This window comes from Microlunatus sp. YIM B11417 (genome assembly GCF_059617205.1).
The window spans coordinates 1,589,134-1,611,305 of sequence record NZ_JCAMPJ010000001.1 but is presented as its reverse complement, the minus strand read 5'-3'; the positions used below and the strand labels follow the sequence as shown (position 1 = coordinate 1,611,305).

Here is a 22,172-nt window from a genome sequence, read left to right as displayed (position 1 = left end):
TACGCCGTCGCCATGCCCCAGGCCGCCACGGCCGGCAGGTTCGACCCGGGCCTGCTCGGTGACTTCCTGGCTCAGGCCGAGGAGCTCCGGTTCGAGAGCGCCTGGACCGGTGAACAGGTGCTCGGCACGTCTCCGCTGCTGAGCCCACTCGAAGTACTGTCCTTCGCCGCCGCCGTCACCCACCGGATCAGGCTCGGCTGTGCCATGTTCGTCAGCTCGCTGCACAACCCGGTCCACCTGGCCAAGGGCATCGCCAGCCTGGACCAGCTCAGCCGAGGCCGGACCGAGGTCGGGCTGGTCGCCGGAGGTCCGTACCAGATGTTCTCGGCCTTCGGCGTCGACCCGTCGACGTTCGTGGCACGCTTCGGCGAAGGGCTGGAGCTGATGCGTCGACTCTGGGCCGAGCCGCGGATCGACTTCGACGGACGGTTCTGGCAACTCCGCGACGCGGCCATGGAGCCCAAGCCGGTCCAGCGGCCGCACCCGCCGCTCTGGCTGGGCGGCAGTCATCCGAAGGCGCTCGCGCGCGCCGTTCGGCTCGGCTCTGGCTTCCTCGGCGCCGGCTCCTCGACCACCGCGGCATTCGCGGCGCAGGTCGTCACGCTGCGGGCCGAGCTGGACCGGCAACACCGGAACCCGGGCACGTTCGACATCGCCAAGCGCGTCTATGTCGCACTCGACGACAACGGCGCACGGGCTCGCAGCCAGGCGGCCGACGCCCTCCACCGCCGGTACAGCTACTTCGCGATGGGTGACCTTGCCACCGTCGCGGTTGCCGGCACGGTCGACGACTGCGCTCTCGGCCTGGCCGAGGTGGCCAGGGCCGGAGCTCAGTTGATCATCCTCGATCCGCTACTCGACCCGCCGGAACAACTCCGACGGTTCGCAGACGAGGTCATCCCGCAGCTGGGATACGAAACCGACTAACCGGCGAGCGGCTGCTCGCGGCGCCAGGCGTGCCGATCGACCGTGTGCTCACGTTGTCGCAGCTCGCGGATGATCCGTTGCTCGGTCCGCGCCAGCTCGATCAGCGAGCCATTGATCGGTTGTCGTTCGGAGTCTGCTCGGTCGCCGCAGATTGCTGCCCGCCGAATCGTGTCCTCCGTGTCCGCGAGTCGAATGATCAACTCCCGCACCGACAGTCGTCCCAGATCGTCGTTCATAACCACCTCGAACAGTCCTCACCCGCACAGGGCCCCTCCCTGCTGCTCTCGGTCGTTACCGATTCTTGATGACACCCGGTGTGACTGTCAACACACGAATCACGAAGCGACCGGTCCTGTCTCGCGGGGTGTCCGCCGGAACGCGAACTGCCGCCCCCGGCGGGCGCGAGGCCCGCGGGGAGCGGCAGGGTTCGTCGAATCAGAGGGCGTTGCTGATCGCGGCCAGCAGATTGACCGGGCTGAGCAGGCGCTCGACATCGATGGGCGTATGGCTCTCCCAGACGTCGACGAACTTGGCCAGCAGCGGCGCGTTGTAGTCCTTGCCGAGGGTCAGTTCCTTGGCGACGATCCCGCCGGTGCCGATCAGCTGGGCGTGGAACGGGATCCGGTAGTCGGCGCCCGGCACGACGAAGACGAACTCGACCTCGACGTCACCGATCAGGGTCCGGGCCGTCACGGTGTCACCGCGGCGCGCCACGTCGACCTCCTGGTCGACCCCGATCACCGGGTTGCCCAGGATCTCCAGGGCAGCCTCGACATGGTGGATGCCGTAGAAGAACAGCCCGGAGTATTCGCTGTCCGGGTCGGCCGGTCCGGAGACGGTGAGCCGGCGCAGTTCCTTGAGGCCCTCCGCGGCGGCGGCGAACTCGGCGATCTCGGGCACGAAGCGCAGCGCCGACGAGGAGTCCAGCGGGGTCTGGCTCGCCTGGGCCGCGGCGATGACCGCCTCGGCGTCGGCGGTCGTGGTGGCGAACGGCTTGTCCATCAGGACCGGCAGGCCGGCCTTCAGCAGCGGCTCGGCCTGCTCGCGGTGCCGGGCCCCGTCGCGGGTGCAGATCACCGCGGCGTCGACCTGGCCGATCAGGTCCTCCGGGTTGTCGACGATGATCGAGATGTCGCCGGCCTCGGCGAGCGCGTTGTTACGTTCCGAGGCCCCGCCGACGAGGGCGACGGCACGGTAGCCCGGGTGCTGTTCCTCGGCGTTGAGCAGGCGGATGAAGTGGTCGGTGTGGGAGTTCTCGGTTCCGATGAAGCCGATGCGTTTCACAGTCGTCCTATTCGATGATGGTTGTGCTGGAAATCAGAGGAAGCCGGTCTGGTTGCGGGCCTCGGCGATCACGCCGATCTGGCGGCGCACGCTGGCCGGAGTGACGAACAGGTCGGCGCCCTCCCGCAGGGTGGCGTAGATCGTCCGGTAGTAGTTCTGCGTCCGCTCGGCCGGCGGCGGGACCTCGATCGTCTCCTCCTGCCAGTCGATCGTCTCGGTGTAGCCGTACTTGCGGCCTTCGGGCGTGTTCGGGTCGGCCTCCAGCTCGGGCAGCGCGGCGGGGTCGAACCAGCGGACCTTGAGTTCCGACATCGAGCCGGTGATGCCGCCCGCGGTCCCGGCGATCAGCCAGTGATCCTGCGGGTACGCGATCGCGGCGCTGGACTCGACCTCGACCAGCGGGCCCTTCTCCGGCCGGAGCACCAGCTTGACGTGGTCCTCGGCGTCGCCGGCCGACACGGTCCGGCGCAGGTCGGCGAACACCGACACCGGGCTGTCCCCGACGAGCAGCAGCAGTTGATCAAGGAAGTGCGACACCGTGTTCGGCAGCTCGCCGCCGCCCTTGGCCCGGAGGGTCTGCCAGTCGGCCCGGCGGGCGAACCGGTGGATCGCCCGGCGCACCAGCACGACCTCGCCGATCCGGCCGGAGTCGATGATCTCCCTGATCCTGAGGAACGACGGCTCGAACCGGTTGTTCTGGAAGCAGGTGACCATCCGGCCGGCCTGCTCGGCCGCCGCGGTGAGCTGGTCGACCTCCTCGACCGACTGCGCCATCGGCTTCTCGATCACCACGTGCTTGCCCGCCGCGAGCGCGGCCAGGGCGAGCGGTACGTGGGTGAACGACGGCGTGGCCACCACGACGAGCTCCACCTGCTCGTCGGCGATCAGCTGCTCCGGCTCGGCGTACGTGGTCGCCCCGAAGTCGTTCGCCGCCTCCTGCTGGCGCTCCGGGAGCGGGTCGGCGACGGCGACCACCCGGAACTGGTCGGTCAGGTCCCGGAGGCCGGCGGCGTGGATGTTCCAACCGCTTCGGCCGAGGCCGATGATGCCGACTCTTACCTGTTCGGACAAGGAAGTTCTCCCTTTGCGTTGCTGCCCCTATGTGTGCCCGCCCGGGGGTCCCGGTGCGGAGTGATCAGCCCTTGACGGCTCCGATGATCACGCCCTTGGCGAAGTGCTTCTGCAGGAACGGGTAGACCAGGCAGATCGGCACCAGGCTGACCACGAGGATCGCCATCTGCAACGACTGCTGCGGCGGGATGTAGTCGCCCGGCAGATCGACCCCGATCGAGGAGTTGTCCACCACGTAGGTCCGCAGGACCAGCTGCAGCGGCCACTTCTCGGTCGAGTTGATGTAGAGCACCGCGTTGAAGAACGCGTTCCAGTACGACACCGCATTGAACAACGCGATCACCGCCAGGGCCGCCTTGGACAACGGGACCATGATCGTGGTCAGGATCCGGAACTCGCCGGCCCCGTCGATCCGGGCGGCCTCGATGATCTCCTTCGGCACCTCCAGGAAGAAGCCCCGCATCAGGATCACCTGGAAGCCGGACACCATCGTCGGCAGGATCAACGCCCAATAGGAGTCGATCAGCCCCAACTGCTTCACCAGCAGGTAGTTCGGGATCATGCCGGCGGAGAACAGCATGGTGAACAGCACCATCAGCAGGATCGGCCGGTGCGCGAACGTCCCCGGCCGCGACAGCGCGTACGCCAGCATCGTCACCACCGTGACCGACAGCGCCGAACCGACCACCGTGATCAAGATCGACACGATCGTCGCCCGGGTCACCACCCCGCCCCTGAAGATCGCCTCGTACGCGGCGAACGTCGGGTTGGTCGGGAACAACACATAACCGCCGGCGGCGTTGATCTGCTCCTGGTCGGCCAGACTGGTCGAGATCACCGCGAGGAACGGCATGATCACCAACAGACACGCGATCAACAGCACGATCCCCTTCAGGATCCGGATCGGGATGCTCGGCGGCTTCGCCCCGTTGATCGCCCGCAGCCGGTCGCTCTGCGACATGCCCGGGATCGTGACCGGCTTGCGCCGCTTCCGCGGCGAGGACGTGGTAGTCGTAGCCATGATTCAGTCCTTCGTCGAGTAGACGCCGCGTTCACCGAAGATGTGGGCGACCTTGTTCGCCCCCAGCACCAGCGCTGTGCCGACCAGGCCCTTCACCAACCCGACCGCGGCCGAGGCACCCCAGTTCCCGCCGACGATGCCACGGTTGTAGACGTAGGTGTCCAACACCTCCGACGCCTCCAGCCCGACCGGCCCCTGCTGCAGGAAGATCTGCTCGAAGCCGACCGTCAGCGCATCACCCAGCCGCAAGATCAGCAACAGGATGATCACACCTCGGATCGCCGGCAGCGTCACATGCCACAACTGCCGCAACCGGCCACCGCCGTCCACCGCGACCGCCTCGTACAGGTCGAGATCGACCCGCGAGATCGCCGCCAGGAAGATGATCGTGCCCCAACCCGCGTCCTTCCAGATGATCTGCGACGTGATCAACGGAATGAACAGCGACGGCTCACCGATGATGTTCATCGTGAAGAAGTCGTTCTGCCGCGCCCACGTGTTGAACAGACCCGCGTTGCCCAGCATGTGCTGGAAGATCGCGACCACGATCACCCAGGACATGAAGTGCGGCAGGTACAAGATCGACTGCACCACCCGCTTGATCTTCTCGCCCAGCAACGAGTTCAACAACAACGCCAACCCGATCGGCACCGGGAACACGAACACGATCTGCACCAACGAGATGATCAACGTGTTCTTCAGAGCGTTCAGGAAGTACGGATCGCCGTTGAAGATGATCTCGAAATTCTCCAGCCCGACCCACGGGGCCTCCCAGATCCCGAGATAGGGCTGATAGTCCTTGAACGCGATCACGTTGCCCAGCAACGGGATGTAGTGGAACAACACCACCAACACCACACCCGGCACGGCCAGCAGCAACAAGGACCTGTCGCGCCAGAACCGCGTGAACAGGGAGAGTTGCCGGTCCGGTGGCGTGCTCGCCTTCCGGCCCTTCGGTTGGTCGCGGCCGGTGTCGACCGCGCCGCGAGCTTGCAGCTCGGCATTGGTCGGTTCTTCGTTTCCGGCGCCGATTGCGGCGTCGGCCCTCTGCGAGCTCATGCCACCTCCCTCTTCCCTGAGCGTCTACCCCTGGCATCGCTGCCCCGGGTTCCACCCGCTCGCCGCGCGGGGTGGTGGCCCCGAGTTTCCCCTGGTGAGATTCGACTGTCAACACGGTGATTTCGGTGATTGAAATCCGCTCGCCACCCTCGCCAGGTCTCGTCCAGCACGCTATTGCAACCGATTGCAAATAGCAAGGGTGAGTCACGTAAATGATCTGTTACGCCCACGCCGACGGCACCGGGAAGGTTCGGCCGTGCAGAAGCCGCGCGCTCTGCGGAGCGCGCCTAGCGGGGCCAGGCGAGCAGGTCGGCCGTGAGCTGTTCCAGGTAGTCCGGCGGCCCGGCTTCGCGGAACCAGAGCCACAGCTCAGCGGCATGGAGCGGAGTCCACGCCCGTGCCCGAGCCGGATCCTCGCCGTACGCCTCGACGATGACGTCGAAGCACCGCGGGTCCTTCTGCGACGCCGCCCAGGCCGCCCGGGCCAGTTCCCTGATCGGGTCGCCGGCATGGGCCGCTTCCCAGTCGACGACGGCGGTGATCTCGCCGTTCTCGGCGAGCAGATTGGCGTCGGTCCAGTCGCCGTGGCAGAACACCGGCCGCCCGATCCGAGGGATCGCCAGCGGCAGCGGCGGCCCGCCGGCCTCCCGGTAGCGCCGGGCGATCAGCGCGTCGTCCGGCGCTGCCGGCAGACCCGGCGCGGGCTCGATCCGGTGCAGGCGCCGCAGCAACGCGGCCGAGGCGCGGAGCCCGTCCAGCCGCACGTCGGCCTTCTCGGCGTCGAGCCGCCCGCCGCGCATCAGGGTCATCAGCACCGACCCCGGGCTCGACCTTGATCAACTCGGGCACCGGCAGGCCGCTGTCCGCGAGCGCCCGCAGCGCCAGTACCTCCGTGTCGTGGCGGACCGGATCGGCGATCTGCTTCTCGACACAGCGCCGGCCCCCGTGCTCGACCAGGCGGACGTGGCCCACCGCACCTTGTCGCATCCGGCCATTCTTCCCGATCCGACCCCTGAGGTCAGGGGGTGATCAGGCGGAGGAAGACCTCCTCCAGGGGGCGGTCGTGGCGTTCGGTGAGTTCGGCCACCGAGCCGGCGAGGACGACGCGGCCTCGGTTCATCATCACCACGTGACTGCAGGTCAGCTCGACCTCGCCGAGCAGGTGGCTGGACAGCAGGACGGTGCGGCCGGCGGCGGCGTAGTCGGCGAGGACGGCCCGCATCGCCTTGATCTGGGGCGGGTCGAGGCCGTTCACCGGCTCGTCCAAGATCAACAACCGGGGTAGGCCGAGCATGGCCTGGGCGATCCCGAGGCGCTGCCGCATGCCCTGGCTGTAGCCGCGGACCCGGCGCTGGGCGGCGGAGCCGAGGTCGGCGATCCGGAGGACCTCGTCGAACCGGGCCTCCTCCTCGGGACGGCCGGTCGCGGCCCAGTAGGCGCGCAGGTTCTCCTCGCCGGACAGATGCGGCAGGAAGCCCGGGCCCTCGACCAGCGCCCCGACCGACTGCAGGACTGGAGCACCGGGCCGGACCCGGCGGCCGAGCACGTACGCACTGCCGGAGTCGGGCCGGATCAGGCCCATCATCATCCGGATCGTGGTCGTCTTTCCCGCGCCGTTCGGCCCGAGCAGGCCGACCACCTGACCCGGCTCGGCGGCGAAGGTCACGTCGTGGACGGCCAGCACCCGTTCCTTGGTCAGCCGGTCACGGTAGCTCTTGGTCAGGCCGTCGACGGCCAGCGGCGTGTTCCGCAGATCGGCCCGTTCGGCGTCCCCGCGAGCCTGCAGGAAGCCGCGGAGCCGGCCGATCCCGATCGCCGCCGCGGCCGCCAGGGCGAGCAACCCGACCGCGATCGGCAGCCAGGCCGGCACCGAGAACCGCTGCTCCGGCTCCACCTCGACCGGTGTCAGGGTCGGCAGCACCAGGGACCGGTCCAGCAGTTCCAGCTCGTAGTCGGCGGCCTCGTCGGGCAGCGCGTAGGCCTGGTCGGTGCTGGAGATCACCAGCTGGGCCCGGTGGTTGACCGGGTAGCGGTGCGCGATCGGCGGCAGGTTGATCATGACGTCGGTCGGCACGCCCGGCTTCAGGCCGTCCAGCCGGATCGGGGCGACGGCCAGGCCGGGCAGGACGGCGCTGGACGGGGCCGGCGCGCCCGAACTCGTACTGTCCGGGCCGAGGTCCCACAGCGACGCGAACAGGGTCGCCGACGTCGTCGACGGCGTGATCCGGATCCGGGCCCGGGCGCTGCCGACCACGTTGAGCGGCTCGTCCAGCGCAGCACTGGTGAAGGTGACCGACTGGCCGGGCAGCACTCCGATCCGGTACGCCTCGGTGCCGGTCAGCGCTGCCAGCTGCGGGCCGAGGCCGGGCAGGCTGGTCAGCGCCGCCGGCACCCCGCCGGGCGGCGCGATCATCCGCTGCGCGTCGCCGTCCAGGGTCAGCGACCCGGTCACCATCGCCGGGGCGCCGCGGCCGGGATAGGCGGCCCCGGTCAGTCGGTCCGCCGGCCGGTCGGCACCGTTGGCCCGGCCGGTCGGGATGTCCACGGCGAAGGCCGGCCCGGGGTCGGTCTGCTCATTCTTCAGGTGGCGGCCGAACCAGGACTCCAGTTCCGCGGTCATCGGGTCCAGCGCGATCGTGCCGTCGTGGCCGCCGTCCACCCAGACCATCCGGGCCGGCGTGCCGGCGGGCAGTCCGCGCAGGTTCGCGTCGGCGTGATCGAGCGGGAACAGGGTGTCCTGCTCGCCGGCGATGATCATGGTCGGTGCGTTGATCCGGCCCAGCACGGACTGCGGGCTGGACCGGTCCAGCAGCTCCAGCAGCTTCGCGTTCGGCCGGCCGGTCTGCGCGGTCTCCAGGTAGGCCCGGCACAGGTCCAGCGAGAAGCGGCCGCAGAGGGACCGGTCGGCCGGAACGTTCGGGTCGTCGGGCCGGCTGGTGTCGAGGAAGAACAGCGACGCCCAGCGGGCCTTGAACACGCCCGCCGTGTCGATCGGCAGCACCTGCCCCGGCGCCTCCTGGGTGCCGCTGCTGGCGTACTGCGGGAACAGGGCGTGCGGCAGGCTGTTCCAGGTGAAGGCCGGCGCGATCGCGTCCACCCGCGGATCGGCGCCGCCGAACAGGGTCACCGCGCCGCCGTACGAGACGCCGGCCAGCCCGATCACCGGGTCGTTGTCACCGGTGCGCTGGACCTCGGGCAGCGTCGCCGCATAGTCGATGATCTTGGTCAGGTCGGCCACCTCGAAGTCCGGATGATCAAGGTGGATCAGGCCGCCGGAGGAACCGAACCCGCGGGCCGTGTACGTGATCACGGTGTAGCCGTCGGCGGCGAGCCGGCGGGCCGTCTCCGCGCTGTCGCCCTTGCTGCCGTTGAACCCGTGACTCAGCACGACCGCCGGCTGCGGCTCACCCGGCCGGGCGGTGAACACGGAGGCGTCCAGCTCGACCGGCCCGCCGTCGGTCCCCGCCGGTTCGGCCGGCTCCGGGGTGCCGGCGATCCGGACCGGTGTCTCCACGACCTCCTCGGCCCGGGCCGTCGTGGGTACGGAGAGCAGACCGCAGGTCAGCAGCAGCGCCAGCAGGATCCTGGGCGCGGCCCCACGGCGGCCGAGGCGCGGACGGTGCTCAGCCAACGACCCACCCCACGGCGCGCTTCTCCTCCGCTTCGCTCCCCCGAACCGCGCCGCGGGGACCCCGGAGGAAGCGGTGGGTACGACCGAGCACGACGTGGCGCGGACCGGTCAGCACGGTCAGGTCGGACCGCGGATCGGCCGGGTAGCCGACCAGTTCGGCCCGCTCCCCCGGCACCGGACGCTCGGGCCGGCCGAGCCAGCGCCGGGCCTTCCAGGACCCGGCCGCCAGGGCGTCCGGTGCCCCGATCACGTCGGCCATCCGGGCGATCTCGGTCCCGATCAGTCCGTGCGGCTGGTAGCCGCCGGCGTCGGTGCCGGCATGGAGCGGCACCCCCGCGTCCCGCGCGTCGGCCAGGATGCCGCGATGTCCGGACTGCAGGGCCCGCATGTGCTTCGCGTACGCCGGGAACTTCGGCTCCCCCTGCGCCGCGAACCGTTCGAACAGGCCGACCTGGATCATCGTCGGCACCAGCGCGATCCGCCGTTCGGCCATGATCGCGATCCCCTCCGCGGTCAACCCGGTGCCGTGCTCGATCCCGTCCACTCCGGCCATGATCAACTCCGCGGTGGCCTGCTCGCCGAACACGTGTGCGGTGACCCGGACGCCGAGCTCATGGGCCCGGGCGATCGCCGCCGTCGCCACCTCGACGGGCCACAGCGGAGCAAGATCACCGAGGTCGCGGTCGATCCAGTCGCCGACCAGCTTGACCCAGCCGTCGCCGGCCGCGGCCTGCCGCTCGACCGCGGAGATCAACTCGGCCGGTTCGATCTCCTCGCCGAAGCCGCGCAGGTAACGCTTCGGCCGGGCCAGGTGCCGGCCGGCCCGGATGATCATGGGCAGGTCGTCCCGCTCGTCGATCCAGCGGGTGTCGGACGGCGAACCGGCATCCCGGATCAGCAGCGCCCCGGCGTCCCGGTCGGCCCTCGCCTGGGCCTCGGCCGTGGCCCGGTCCACGGCCCCGCCGGAGTCCAGGCCGACGTGGCAGTGCGCGTCGACCAGACCGGGCAGGATCCAGCCGCCGGTCAGCACCGTGGTGGCACCGGACACCGGCTCGTCGCTGATCCTCCCGTCGACGATCCACAGCTCGACGGGCTCCTCCGACGGCAGCAGCGTGCCGGTGAGATGCAGCCGCTCCGGCACGGACCCTACTTGCCCTGGTTGTTGATCATCTTGCCGAGGCCGGGCGGCAACTGGAAGTCCTTGATCGCCTGTTCCAGCTGCTCCTGGTCCATCCCGCCGCCGAACGCCGCGGCCGGGTCGACCGCCTGCTGCTGGTCCTGGCCCTTGGCCGCGGCGGCCCGCTTGGCCGGGTTGCCGGACACCTTCTTGCCGCGCTTGTTCTTCTTGCCCTGCTTGGCCGCCGGTCGCTTCGCGGCGCCGGGCAGCCCCGGCATGCCTGGCATCCCCGGCATGCCCTTGCCGTTGGCCAGCTGCGACATCACCTTGCGGGCCTCGAAGAACCGGGTGACCAGGCTGTTCACGGCGGACACCTCGACGCCGGAGCCGCGGGCGATCCGGGCCCGCCGGGAACCGTCGATGATCTTGGGGTTGTCCCGCTCGGCCGGCGTCATCGAGTGGATGATCGCCTCGATCCGGTCGACCTCCCGCTCGTCGATGCCGGCGATCTGGTCCTTCATCTCGCCCATCCCCGGCAGCATGCCGAAGATCTTGGAGAGCGGGCCCATCTTGCGCACCATCTGCATCTGCTGCAGGAAGTCGGACAGCCCGAACTCGCCGCCGCCCTTGCTGGTCAGCTTCGCGGCCGCCTTCGCCGACTGCTCGGCGTCGAAGGTCTTCTCGGCCTGCTCGATCAGGGTGAGCATGTCGCCCATGCCGAGGATCCGGCTGGCCATCCGGTCCGGGTGGAACAGGTCGAAGTCGCCGACCTTCTCACCGTTGGAGGCGAACATGATCGGCTTGCCGGTGGCCTTGGCGATCGACAGCGCCGCACCGCCGCGGGCGTCACCGTCGAGCTGAGTGAGCACGACGCCGTCGAAGCCCACTCCGTCGGCGAACGCGTTGGCCGTGTTGACGGCGTCCTGGCCGATCATCGCGTTGACGACGAACAGGGTCTCGTCCGGGTTGACCGCGTCCCGGATCGCCGAGGCCTGCTGCATCATCTCGGTGTCGACACCGAGCCGGCCCGCGGTGTCGACGATCACCACGTCGAACAGCTTCCGCTCGGCCTCGCCGATCGAGTCCTTCGCGACCTTGACCGGATCGCCGACCCCGGATCCCGGTTCCGGAGCGAAGACCTGCACGCCGGCCCGCTGCCCGACCACCCGCAGCTGGTCGACCGCGTTCGGCCGCTGCAGGTCGGCGGCCACCAGGAGCGGCGAGTGGCCCTGCTCCTTCAGCCAGTACGCCAGCTTGCCGGCCAGCGTCGTCTTGCCGGCACCCTGCAGGCCGGCCAGCAGGATGACGGTCGGCGGCCGCTTCGCGAACCGGATCGTCCTGGTCTCGCCGCCGAGGACGTTGATCAGTTCCTCGTTGACGATCTTGATGATCTGCTGGGCCGGGTTCAGCGCACCGCTCAGTTCAGCGGTCCGGGCCCGTTCCCGGATGGCGCTGATGAAGTCCTTGACGACGGACAGCGCGACGTCCGCCTCGAGCAGCGCTCGGCGGATCTCCCGCGCGGTGGTGTCGATGTCGGCGTCGGTGATCCGACCTTTGCCGCGCAGGTTCTTGAACGTCGCGGCGAGCCGGTCTTGCAGTGTGTCGAACACGAGCTTCCTCGGTGTGCAGGGGTCCCTATCCCTGCCAGCCTAACGGTGCGGCCAATCCGCCGCGGAGTTCAGTCGACCAGGCGGACCGGATTCAGCGTCACCGGGAACGGCCGGGCCAACGCCAACTCCGCGTCGCCCTCAGCCCTGCCGACCTCCACGTACCGGTCCTCGACGAGTTCCCAGGCCGTGATCGACGCCGCGTCGGGATCGACGACCCAATAGCCCGGGCAACCGGCGGCTTCGTATCGAGAACGTTTGAGCACCAGGTCGAAGCGGCGAGTACTGGGCGACAGCACCTCCACCGCGAGCTCGGGCAGCCCCGCCAGCCGACGCTCTCCGAGCCGATCCTTGCGGACGACCAGGAGGTCAGGCTCCAGGCGGGTGTCGGCGGCGATGTCAACATCGAGCGTCGCTACGAAGACCTCGAGCTCGACCGGACATGCAGCCATCATGAGCATGGCCAGTCTTCCCACGCCGCGCTGGTGCAGCCACGACGGCGACGGGCTCACGACGAGCACCCCGTCGATGAGCTCGTAACGGCGGCCGTCGTCGGGCAGTTCATCGAGATCTGCCAACGTCATGGGCCGGCCCGGCAGTGGCCAGGTCGCCGTCGCATGAGCCGTCATGACACTCAGGGTAATTCCTCCCCCTCAGCATCCGGGGAGACTAGACGGCGGCGCTGACAGCCTCCGGCTGCTCGACCGGCGGCAGCCATTCCGACACCGTCGGGTACGCCTCGATCGGCACCACCGAATGCACCACGCGGTCTCCGTACACGTGGATCAGGTTGTACGCCTGCGCACCGTCCTGGCCGCGCGCCGCCGGCTGCGCGACGCCGAGATCCTGGGTGTAGCAGGTGGCCGTGGCGACCGAGACCGGGATGCCGGCGAACAGGCTGGTCGTCGAATAGTGCAGATGACCGGCCAGGATGCCCCGCACGTCGGTGCCCGCCAGCATCGCGGCCAGCCAGCCCTCCTCGCGCAGCTCGATGGTGCCGGCGACCGCGACCGGGCTGGGGATCGGCGGGTGGTGCAGGGCGAGCAGGGTGCCGTCCGGGGCCGGCCGGGACAGCGTGTCGCGCAGCCAGACGAGCTGGTCGTCGGTCAGTTCGCCGTAGTGCTCGCCGGGCACCGTCGTGTCCAGTACGACGATCCGCAGGCCGCCGACCTGGTGCACCCGGTCGTACGGCTCGTCGGTCGGCTCGAGATCCAGCAACCCGGCGCGGAACGCGGGCCGCCGGTCGTGGTTGCCCATCACCCAGACCAACTCCGCTCCGAGTTCGGCGGCGAACGGCTCGACCAGTGCGCGCAGCCGGCGGTAGGCGTCGGGCCGGCCGGTGTCGGCCAGGTCGCCGGTGACGATGATCGCCCCGGGGCGCAGCTCGGAGGCGCGGACCCGGTCCAGTAGCCGGGTCAGCTGGGCGTCGCAGTCGATCTTGCCGTGGAGCCGCTCGTCGTCGCCGACGAAGTGGGTGTCACTGAGGTGGAGCAGCGTGTGGTCGGGGCTTGGGTACTGGCTGCCGTACTCGTTCATGATCACGGTCTAGCCGGGCGACATGGAGACTGGGTGACGGCCCGGGAAACCGGTGCCATAGATTTCGGGTCAGCATGTCCTTCCTTCTCGATCTCACCCCGCTGCGGACGTCTCGCTCGTTCCGGCGGTTGTGGTGGGGGCTCGGGATCTCCAACTTCGGCACCCAGCTCACGGTGGCCGCGGTCGGCCTGCAGGTGTACGCGATCACGGGCTCGACGCTGGCCGTCGGCGTGCTCGGCGTCTGTGCGCTGGTGCCGCTGATCGTGCTCGGCCTGTACGGCGGTGCGCTGGTGGACACCTACGACCGGCGCAAGGTCGCCCTGGCCTCGTCGTTCGGGCTCTGGCTGGTGGTCATCCTGCTCGCGGTGCAGGCCTGGCTGCAGCTGGATTCCGTACCGATGCTCTACGGGTTGGTCGCCCTGCAGTCGGCCGGCTTCGCGATCAACAACCCGGCCCGGTCGGCGATCATCCCGAGGCTGGTCGACCGGCGGCTGCTGCCGGCCGCGAACGTCCTGCAGACCGTCTTCTGGAACATCGCCCTGACCGTCGGGCCGCTGCTCGGCGCGTTCCTCGTCGCGACCTGGGACTTCGCCGAGGTCTACACGATCGACGCGGTCCTGTTCACCGCCTCGCTGTGGGCGCTCTGGCGGCTCCCGGATCTGCCGCCGACCGCCGGGTCCGCCGACCTGCCCGACGTCGGCCGGGGCCGGCGCGGCATCGCCATGGTGCTGGACGGGTTGCGCTACCTGGCCACCCGGCCGAACGTCCGGATGACCTTCGTCGTCGACCTGATCGCGATGATCTTCGCGATGCCGCGGGTGCTCTATCCGGCGGTCGGCGTGATCTTCCTCGGCGGCGGTGCGACCACCACCGGCATCCTCGCCGCCGCGTTCGCGGTGGGGGCCGTGCTGGCCGGGATCTTCTCCGGTTCGCTGGTACGGATCCGGCACCAGGGCCGCGTGATCGGCGCGGCGATCGGCGCGTTCGGGCTGGCCGTCACGGGCTTCGGCGTGGTGCTGGTGATCATCGGCCCGACCTCCCCGGGCAGCCTGCTGGTGGGCGCCCTGCTGGCGGCGGCGGGGTTTCTGGCCCTGGCCGGCGCCGCCGATGCGGTCAGCTCGGTGTTCCGGCAGACCATCCTGCAGTCGGCGACGCCGGACTCGATGCGCGGCCGGCTGCAGGGCGTGTTCATCGTCGTGGTCGCCGGCGGGCCGCGACTCGGCGAGCTGGTGCTGGGCGCCGAGGCGAACTGGTTCGGCGAACACTGGGCGGCCGTGATCGGCGGCCTGACCTGCGTGGTGGTGCTGGGCGTCGTGCTCGCCGTGCAGCGCCGGTTCCTGGCCTACGACGCCCAGAACCCGCAGCCCTGAGTCAGACCGCGCGGACGGTGTCCAGGGCCGCGCGGACCAGCCGGAACCCGAGCTCACCGCCGCGGCGGTGAGCCGGCAGCCGGTGCGCCTGCCAGGTCGCGGTGGCCGGGACCGAGCCGAGCGGGCACCCGTCGAGCGTCACCTCGACCCGCCCGTCGACGCGGCCGGACCGGCGGACCCGGAGCTCGAGTTGATCATGATCGCCGAGGTCGACCGACCGGAAGCCGATCGTGCCGTCCACTGCCTCGACGATCTCGCCCCGCAACGGTTCCCGCGGTGCCAGCCGGGCCCGCTCGCAGTCGTCGAAGGCGGCCGCCGGCACCGGAGCCGTCAGGTCGTGCGGACCCACGACCTCGCCGTCGAGCTGAACGGTGCCGGTACGGCGAAGATCAGCGGCGGACGCCCCGACCGCGATCCGGTACGGGCCGCGCTCGATGATCGACTCCGACCGGGTGACGTCGAAGATCATGAACGCCTCCGGCCGCAGCGTGAGCTCGACGACCCGGCTCTCCCCCGGCTCGAGCCGGACCCGCCGCCAGCCGGCCAGCCGGCGCGGGAAGGTCAGCCGGTGCTCGGGTGCGCTGACGTAGGCCTGGACGATCTCGATCGCCGGCCGTTCACCGGTGTTGATCACCGGCAGCGAGACCCGGAGCGGCCGGGCGGCGGAGTCGATCGTGAGCTCGCCGTACTCGATCCGGGAGAAGCCGAGCCCGTGGCCGAAGGCGTACCGGGGACGCTGGTCGGAGTACCAGTAGGTGGCGCGACTGCTGATGATGTCGTAGTCGAGCAGGTCGGGCAGCCGATTGTCCGGGGCCGGCCAGGTCTGCGCCAGCCGGCCGCCCGGTTCGACGGCGCCGGTGATCACGTCGACCAGGCCGTGTCCGAGTTCCTGTCCGCCGTGACTGGTCCAGACGACGGCCGCGGTGCCGGCCTCGTCGGCGTCCAGCGCGTACGGGTAGCTCGACACGATCGCCAGCAGCACCCGCTCGTTCACCGCCCGGGCGGCCCGGAGCAGCGCCGACTGCGGCGCCGGCAGGGCCAGGTCGGGCCGGTCCGCGGTCTCCCGGCCCAGCAGGTGCGGCTCGTTGCCCGCCATCACGATCACCGTCTCCGCCCAGGCGGCCGCCGCCGCGGCCTCGGCCCGGCCGTCGGCGACCACTCCGAGCCGGAACCGGGTCGCGTCCGCCAGGTCGAGGTGCTCGGCCGACAGCCCGCCCGCGACGTCGACCCTCAGCCACTTCCCGGTGCCCAGGTGGCGGAGCGACCAGGTGCCGTCGTCGTGCCGGTGCAGCCGGAAGCTCTCCTGGACCACCCAGCCGCCGACCCGGTCGGCCTCCGCCCGGACCCAGCGACCCTTCGGCACGGTCCAGAGCCGGCCGTCGGCGGCGGCGACGGTGATCACGCCGTGGCCCCAGTCCGTGAGCGCGAACACCGCGGCCGGCTCCGGCGTCCCGTCCGCGGCCGTCAGCCCGTCGGCCACCAGCCGGCCGTCCCGGTTGCGGAGCAGGCCGTCGTGGCCCACCGGCTGCAGCGTCACCCGGTCCGCCCCGTCGGCGACCCGGACCTCGCCCTCGGTCCCGACGGCCTCCCGGAGCGCCTCGGTCAGCGAGACCGTGTAGGGCGGGGTCCCGGAGTACCAGTCGGTGAGGACCCGGTGGGCCAAGGGCCCGATCACTGCGATCCGGCCGCGCGGCGGCAACGGCAGCAGACCCTCGTTGCGCAGCACCACCACTCCGGCCGCGGCCGCCTCCCGGGCCAGCTCCCGGTGCTCCGGCCGGTCAAGATCATCGGGTCCGATGCCCGCGTACGGGTCATGATCATCGAGTTCGCCCAGCCGCTCCCGCAGCCGCAGCACGCGTTCCACGGCCCGATCCACCTCGGCCAGCGTGATCAGTCCGTCGTCGAGCGCCCCGCGCAGCCGCTCCAGCGTGGGTCCGGAGTCCCGGCCGTTGTCGGTGAAGCTGTCCATCCCGGCCTGCAGGGCGGCGGCATGCGACTGCCGATGATCAGCGAAGTAACCCTGCGACCCGACCAGGTTGCCCGGCGCGAAGGCGTCCGAGACCACGAGCAGCGAGTCCGGGGTCCAGGACCGCAGCTCGTCCAGCAGGTCGGCGCTGACGTGGGCCGGACGCCCGTTGATCAAGTTGTACGAGGCCATCACCGCACCGACCGCCCCGGCGGCGACCGGGCCGCGGTAGGCCGGCAGCTCGTACTCGTGGAGCACCCGGCGCCGTAGCTGGGAGTCGCTGACATCGCGGTCGGTCTCGTTGTTGTAGCCGCAGAAGTGCTTCAGCGTCGGCACCGCCCGCCAGCGCCGCGCGTCGTCGCCGCGCATCCCGGCCGCGTAGGCACCGGCCAGCTCGGCGGTCAGCCACGGGTCCTCGGAGAAGCCCTCCTCGTTGCGTCCCCAGCGCGGGTGCCGGAGCGGGTTCACCACCGGCGCCCAGGCGTTCAGCCCGATGCCGGGATCCACCGCGCGCTTGGCCCGCAGCTCGGTCCCGACCACGTCGCCGATCCGGCGCAGCAGGTCCGGGTCCCAGCTGGCCGCCATCCCGACCGGCTGCGGGAACACCGTCGCGAGGCCCTCCCAGGCGACCCCGTGGGCGGCCTCGGCACCGGTGTGGAACGCCGCCAGTCCGTGCCGCGGCAGCGCCGGCACCGCCTGGTGCAGCAGGGCGAGCTTCTCCTCGGTGCTGAGGTCGGCGAGCAGCGCTGCCACCGGATCGGCCACCATGCCAACTCCTCGAGTGTCGAATCGATTCGATCAGATCTTCTCACAGGTCTCGATTGGATGAAGGGTCTTGCCAGAGAATCAACGGCGCGCTTAACCTTCCGCTGTCGAAGCGCTTCGACAGTTCGCCCGCCGGTCCGGCGGTTCGCTGGCGCTCGACCCGATCCCGATCACGAGGAAGTGATGATCATGACCGCAGGCACCGTGCCCGGAGGCCGGCTGAACCGCCGCTGGTTCCTCACCTCGGTGGGCCTCGCCGCCGGAGCCGGGACCGCCCTGGCCGGCTGTTCCACCGGCAGCGCGCCGGCCCCCGTCGAACAGGGCGCCGAGATCGCCGACTCCGTGCTGCCGAAGTACGTCCCGGTGGACTACGCCAAGCCCGACGTCCCGAGCCAGAACGGGTCCCCGCCCGGTTACACGAAGATGCCCGCCGAGCTGGTCCGGTCGGTCCCCGAGCCGCCGGGCACCGGCCTGACGATCAACGCGATGACGCCGCTGTGGGGCACCATCCCGCCGAGCAGCGGCAACCAGTACTTCGACGCCGTGAACGAGATCCTGGGCAGCAAGATCAACTTCCAGATCTCGGACGGCACCACGTACGGCGACAAGCTCGCAACCGTGCTCGCCTCGCCGAAGGACGTGCCGGACTGGGTCCAGGTGCCGAGCTGGAACCTGCCGTCCCGGTTCGGCACCGAGATCGTCGAGAACGTGTTCACCGACCTCACGCCGTTCCTGGCCGGCGAGGGGGTGACGAAGTACCCGAACCTCGCCAACATCCCCACCGACGCCTGGAAGTCCTGCGTCTGGAACGGCAAGCTGTACGGTCTCCCCTTCCCCGGCACGCCCATCGGCAACGGGAACTTCTACCGGGACGACCTGCTGGAGAAGCTCGGCATCAGCCCGGACGTCAAGACGATCAAGCAGTTGTACGACCTGATGGTGGAGATCAACAACCCGGGCGGGAACCAGTGGGCCACCGAGGACCCGTGGAACATCGCCACGATGGCCTTCTCCGTCGTGCCCAAGTGGAAACTGGGCGACGCCGGCCTGGTGCACCGGGTGGAGACCGAGGAGTACCGGGCGGCGCTGGAGTGGTGCGCCGGCGTGTTCAAGGCCGGGTTGGTGCATCCGGACGCGGTCGCCGGCAAGGACGACGAGAGCAAGAGCCGGTTCCAGGCCGGCAAGGCGTTGATCATGTTCGACGGTTTCGGCGGCTGGCACGAGGCGCTGCGGGACAACCTCGCCGGCAACCCGTCCTACTCGCAACGGCCGTTCGACCTGATCGCCCCCGACGAGTCCGCGAAGCCGGTCTACTGGAAGGGCGCTGCCGCCGGCATGTACTCCTTCGTCAAGCAGAGCGACGATCCGGCCAAGGTCGAGGAGATCCTGAAGCTGGCCAACGTCCTCGCCGCGCCGTTCGGAACCACCGAGTTCCACTTGATCAACTACGGTGTCGAGGGCGTGCACTACACCAAGGGTGATCAAGGCATCCCGGAGCCGACCTCGCTGGCGGCGAAGGAGCTGCAGCCGACGTACGTCTTCCTGACCGACCCGCCGGTGGCCGAGTTCCACATGCAGTACCCGGGCTACGTCGAGGAGTACTGCACCTGGCAGCAGCGGGCCGGCGAGTTCGCCGCGGAGCCGCTGTTCTACGGCATGAACATCGCCGAGCCGAGCCAGTACGCGTCGATCGGCCAGCCGTTCGAGGACCTGGAGTCCGACATCGCCCGCGGCCGCAAGCCGCTCAGCGCGCTGGACGACGCGATCAAGACCTGGAAGGCGTCCGGCGGCGAGCAGCTCCGCACCTTCTACCAGGAAATCCTGGACAAGCAGTAGGGCGCCGACACGATGAGCACCCCACGACCGGCACGGCGACGAACCTGGCGCAGCAAGCTCAGGCAGGACCGTTCGTTGATCATCATGACCCTCCCGGCGGTCGCGCTGCTGGCGGTCTTCGCGTACGTGCCGATGCTCGGCAACGTGATGGCGTTCCAGCAGTACTCGCCGTACACCGGCTTCTTCCGGAGCGCCTTCGTCGGCTTCGACAACTTCGTCCGGGTGTTCAACAACCCGCTGTTCCTGAACTCGGTGAAGAACACGCTGGCGATCACCGCGTTCCAGCTGGTCTTCTACTTCCCGATCCCGATCATCCTGGCCCTGCTGCTGAACAGCGTGATCTCACCCAGGATCAGGACCGCCGTGCAGGCCGTGGTCTACCTGCCGCACTTCTTCTCCTGGGTGCTGGTCGTGACGATCTTCCAGCAGATCGTCGGCGGCGCCGGCCTGGTCGCGCAGACCCTGCGCAACAACGGGTTCCAGGGCTTCGACCTGATGACCGACCCGGACGCGTTCCTGGTCCTGATCACGCTGCAGTCGGTCTGGAAGGACGCCGGCTGGGGCATCATCATCTTCCTGGCCGCGCTCAGCACGGTGGACCCGGCGCTGCACGAGGCCGCGGCCTCGGACGGGGCCAACCGGTGGCGCCGGCTCTGGCACATCACACTGCCGGCGCTCCGGCCGGTGATCATCCTGCTGCTGATCCTCCGGCTGGGCGACTCGCTGTCGGTCGGCTTCGAACAGCTGATCCTGCAGCGGGACGCCGTGGGGGCCGAGGTCTCCGAGGTGATCGACACCTATGTCTACTACCAGGGCGTGATCTACGGCGACTGGAGCTTCGCCGCGGCCGCCGGGCTGGCCAAGGGCGTGATCAGTCTGTTGCTGGTGCTGGGCGCGAACAAGCTCGCCCACGTGTTCGGGGAAGCCGGGGTGTACCAGAAATCATGACCACCGAACTCACCCGACCCACGACCGGCCCATCGACGAACTCAGGGCGCGGGGCGACGGGCACCGGACGTCCTTCGACGGGCTCGGGGCGCGGAAGCGCCCGGGCCCGGCAGCGGAAGCGACCGGTCTGGGACGAGGAGCCCGGCCGGCTCGGCTCCGCCGGCAAGGCGATGGCGCTCGCCGTGGTCGTGCTCGCCGTGATCTTCCCGCTCTACACCGTCGTGCTGACCAGCTTCTCCACCCAGGCGCACACGATCGAGACCGGCGGCCTGGTCGTCGTTCCGGGCGAGCTGACCGCGCAGGCGTACGTCCAGATCCTGTCCGGCGGTGTGGTCACCCGTGCCGCGCTGGTCAGCGTCGGCATCACCGCGGTCGGCACGATCCTGTCCACCACGGTGTCGATCATGGCCGCCTACGGGCTGTCCAAGCCGAACTCGTTCGGGCACCGGCTGATCCTGTTCGTGTTCCTGATCACGATGTTCTTCGGCGCCGGGATGATCCCGACCTACCTGCTGGTCAGCAACCTCGGCTTGATCAACTCCTACTGGGCGCTGATCCTGCCGACCGCGGTGTCGGCGTTCAACGTGCTGATCCTGCGGAACTTCTTCATGGGGATCGAACCGGGCATCCTGGAGGCCGCCCGGATCGACGGCGCCGGCGAATGGCGGATCCTCGGCCAGATCGTGCTGCCGATGTCCGGCGCGGTGATCGCCGTCGTCGCGCTGTTCTACGGCGTCGGCTACTTCAACGCCTTCTTCAACGCGATGCTCTACATCAACGACAACGAGAAGTGGCCGCTGCAGCTGGTGCTGCGTTCGTACGTGCTGCAGGGCGCCAACCTGCCCGGCGGGCCCACGTCGACGGACACCCACGCCACCGGAACGGTCGCCGGGATGCCGGTGAAGATGGCGGTGATGGTGCTCGCCCTGGTACCGATCCTGATCGTCTACCCGTTCGTGCAGCGGCACTTCACCAAGGGCGTCATCTTCGGCGCCATCAAGGGCTGAACCGTGCGGCCGGAACCGCTAGGACTGCCGGAACGTGGAGTCCCGCTCGGTCAGCTGCGGCACCAACAGCCGGATCTCCGGGTCCTCGATCCCCTCGATCCGGGCCATCGCCAGGTCGACCGCGATCTCGCCCATCCGGACGGCGGGAAGGTCGATCGAGGTCAGCGGAAGCTGCTGGCCGACCGCCACGTCGGCCGGGCAGAGCGCGATCACGCTGACCGCCTTCCCGGCCGGGCGGCCCGCCTCGCTCAGCGCGGCGAGCACGCCGGGCAGGGCGGCCTCGTTGTGCACGACCAGGGCGGTCAGCTCGGGGCGCCGGGCGAGCACCCGGCCGACGGCGTCCACACCACCGGCATGGCTGGCCTCGGCCGGCTCGACGACCGGCTCGGTGCCGGCCGTCTCGGCCAGACTCCGGTAGCCGCGCAGCAGTCGTTCGGCGTACGAGGTGTGCCGGCCCAGCACGGTCGGGGTCGGACCGATCAGCGCCACCTCGGTGTGCCCCAGCTCGAGCAGGTGCTGCACCGCCATCCGGCCGGCGGCCTCGAAGTCCAGGTCCACCACCGACAGGCCGTGCGGGTCGTCCGGCAGGCCGATCAGCACCGCCGGCCGGTGCAGCTCCACCAGGGTGGGGATCCGCGGGTCCTCGGCCTCGATGTCCATCATGATCAACGCGTCGACCATCGACGAGGTGGCCGCCCGCTCCACGCCGCGCGGGTCGTCCTGGGTGAGCAGCAGCACGTCCATCTCATGATCACGGGCCCGGGTCACCACCCCGGTGACGAACTTCATGATCACGCCGACGTTCACGTCGGTCCGCAGCGGCGCCACCAGGGCCAGCGTCCAGGTCCGTCGGGAGGCCAGCGAACGGGCGCCGGCATGCGGCCGGTAGTCGAGCTGGCGGATCGCCTCCTCGACCCGGGCGCGGGTCTCGGCCGAGATCGAGCGTTTGCCGCTGAGCACGTACGACACGGTGGAGGTCGACACCCCGGCCGCCCGGGCAACATCGTTGATGGTGGCCATGATCACC

18 protein-coding genes are annotated in these 22,172 nt (G+C 70.0%); 5 read left to right on the top strand and 13 right to left on the bottom strand.

Annotated elements, in window-relative coordinates:
• Nucleotides 1-12 precede the first annotated feature (12 nt).
• Nucleotides 13-927 carry an LLM class flavin-dependent oxidoreductase gene (locus AC6CCG_RS08045; protein WP_496653969.1) on the top strand — a complete coding sequence of 305 codons (915 nt, stop codon included), beginning with the start codon at nt 13-15 and terminating at the stop codon, nt 925-927.
• Here the strand turns inward: AC6CCG_RS08045 and AC6CCG_RS08040 are convergent.
• The 11 genes from AC6CCG_RS08040 to AC6CCG_RS07990 form a co-directional block, all read right to left on the bottom strand.
• Nucleotides 924-1,163 (bottom strand): hypothetical protein, encoded by a 240-nt coding sequence (locus AC6CCG_RS08040; RefSeq protein ID WP_496653968.1) that lies wholly within the window; start codon nt 1,161-1,163, stop codon nt 924-926. The two genes, AC6CCG_RS08045 and AC6CCG_RS08040, sit on opposite strands and share 4 nt — an antisense overlap.
• A gap of 199 nt (nt 1,164-1,362) precedes the next feature.
• Nucleotides 1,363-2,211, bottom strand: coding sequence for a Gfo/Idh/MocA family oxidoreductase (locus AC6CCG_RS08035; protein WP_496653967.1), 849 nt, complete (start codon nt 2,209-2,211; stop codon nt 1,363-1,365).
• Between the two features lie 33 nt (nt 2,212-2,244).
• Nucleotides 2,245-3,282 carry a Gfo/Idh/MocA family protein gene (locus tag AC6CCG_RS08030; RefSeq protein WP_496653966.1) on the bottom strand — a complete coding sequence of 346 codons (1,038 nt, stop codon included), beginning with the start codon at nt 3,280-3,282 and terminating at the stop codon, nt 2,245-2,247.
• A gap of 64 nt (nt 3,283-3,346) precedes the next feature.
• Nucleotides 3,347-4,303, bottom strand: a complete 957-nt coding sequence (locus AC6CCG_RS08025; protein ID WP_496653965.1) for a carbohydrate ABC transporter permease — start codon at nt 4,301-4,303, stop codon at nt 3,347-3,349.
• A 3-nt stretch (nt 4,304-4,306) separates the two neighbouring features.
• On the bottom strand, nt 4,307-5,362 hold the full coding sequence (locus AC6CCG_RS08020) for an ABC transporter permease (protein WP_496653964.1): 1,056 nt from the start codon (nt 5,360-5,362) through the stop codon (nt 4,307-4,309).
• Between the two features lie 287 nt (nt 5,363-5,649).
• On the bottom strand, nt 5,650-6,171 hold the full coding sequence (locus AC6CCG_RS08015; RefSeq protein WP_496653963.1) for a phosphotransferase family protein: 522 nt from the start codon (nt 6,169-6,171) through the stop codon (nt 5,650-5,652).
• A gap of 209 nt (nt 6,172-6,380) precedes the next feature.
• A complete protein-coding gene (locus tag AC6CCG_RS08010; RefSeq protein ID WP_496653962.1) occupies nt 6,381-8,993 on the bottom strand; it encodes an alpha/beta fold hydrolase in 2,613 nt (870 codons plus the stop codon).
• A complete protein-coding gene (locus AC6CCG_RS08005) occupies nt 8,986-10,134 on the bottom strand; it encodes an amidohydrolase family protein (RefSeq protein ID WP_496653961.1) in 1,149 nt (382 codons plus the stop codon). The genes AC6CCG_RS08010 and AC6CCG_RS08005 overlap by 8 nt, the downstream gene beginning before the upstream one ends.
• 5 nt (nt 10,135-10,139) lie before the next feature.
• Nucleotides 10,140-11,720, bottom strand: coding sequence for a signal recognition particle protein (gene ffh / locus AC6CCG_RS08000; RefSeq protein WP_496653960.1), 1,581 nt, complete (start codon nt 11,718-11,720; stop codon nt 10,140-10,142).
• A gap of 68 nt (nt 11,721-11,788) precedes the next feature.
• Complete coding sequence (locus AC6CCG_RS07995; protein WP_496653959.1) at nt 11,789-12,346, bottom strand: Uma2 family endonuclease; 558 nt, start codon at nt 12,344-12,346, stop codon at nt 11,789-11,791.
• Nucleotides 12,347-12,386: 40 nt separating this feature from the next.
• The gene (locus AC6CCG_RS07990; RefSeq protein ID WP_496653958.1) at nt 12,387-13,253 is read right to left on the bottom strand and encodes a phosphodiesterase; all 867 of its coding nucleotides are present in this window, start codon (nt 13,251-13,253) and stop codon (nt 12,387-12,389) included.
• A 74-nt stretch (nt 13,254-13,327) separates the two neighbouring features.
• Here AC6CCG_RS07990 and AC6CCG_RS07985 point away from each other — a divergent pair, with 74 nt between their 5' ends.
• Nucleotides 13,328-14,623, top strand: a complete 1,296-nt coding sequence (locus tag AC6CCG_RS07985; protein WP_496653957.1) for an MFS transporter — start codon at nt 13,328-13,330, stop codon at nt 14,621-14,623.
• Between the two features lies 1 nt (nt 14,624).
• Here AC6CCG_RS07985 and AC6CCG_RS07980 read toward each other — a convergent pair whose 3' ends face one another.
• Nucleotides 14,625-17,357: a glycoside hydrolase family 3 C-terminal domain-containing protein gene (locus AC6CCG_RS07980; RefSeq protein ID WP_496653956.1), complete on the bottom strand. Its 2,733-nt coding sequence runs from the start codon at nt 17,355-17,357 to the stop codon at nt 14,625-14,627.
• 180 nt (nt 17,358-17,537) lie between these two features.
• On the opposite strand from AC6CCG_RS07980, the gene AC6CCG_RS07975 reads away from it, so the two are divergent.
• The 3 genes from AC6CCG_RS07975 to AC6CCG_RS07965 all read left to right on the top strand — a co-directional run bounded on the left by AC6CCG_RS07975 (nt 17,538) and on the right by AC6CCG_RS07965 (nt 21,145).
• Nucleotides 17,538-19,190 (top strand): extracellular solute-binding protein, encoded by a 1,653-nt coding sequence (locus tag AC6CCG_RS07975; protein WP_496653955.1) that lies wholly within the window; start codon nt 17,538-17,540, stop codon nt 19,188-19,190.
• Nucleotides 19,191-19,274: 84 nt separating this feature from the next.
• On the top strand, nt 19,275-20,138 hold the full coding sequence (locus AC6CCG_RS07970; RefSeq protein WP_496654401.1) for an ABC transporter permease: 864 nt from the start codon (nt 19,275-19,277) through the stop codon (nt 20,136-20,138).
• On the top strand, nt 20,135-21,145 hold the full coding sequence (locus tag AC6CCG_RS07965) for a carbohydrate ABC transporter permease (protein WP_496653954.1): 1,011 nt from the start codon (nt 20,135-20,137) through the stop codon (nt 21,143-21,145). The genes AC6CCG_RS07970 and AC6CCG_RS07965 overlap by 4 nt, the downstream gene beginning before the upstream one ends.
• An 18-nt stretch (nt 21,146-21,163) precedes the next feature.
• Here the strand turns inward: AC6CCG_RS07965 and AC6CCG_RS07960 are convergent, their stop codons facing one another.
• The gene (locus tag AC6CCG_RS07960) at nt 21,164-22,165 is read right to left on the bottom strand and encodes a LacI family DNA-binding transcriptional regulator (protein ID WP_496653953.1); all 1,002 of its coding nucleotides are present in this window, start codon (nt 22,163-22,165) and stop codon (nt 21,164-21,166) included.
• Nucleotides 22,166-22,172: the final 7 nt, after the last annotated feature.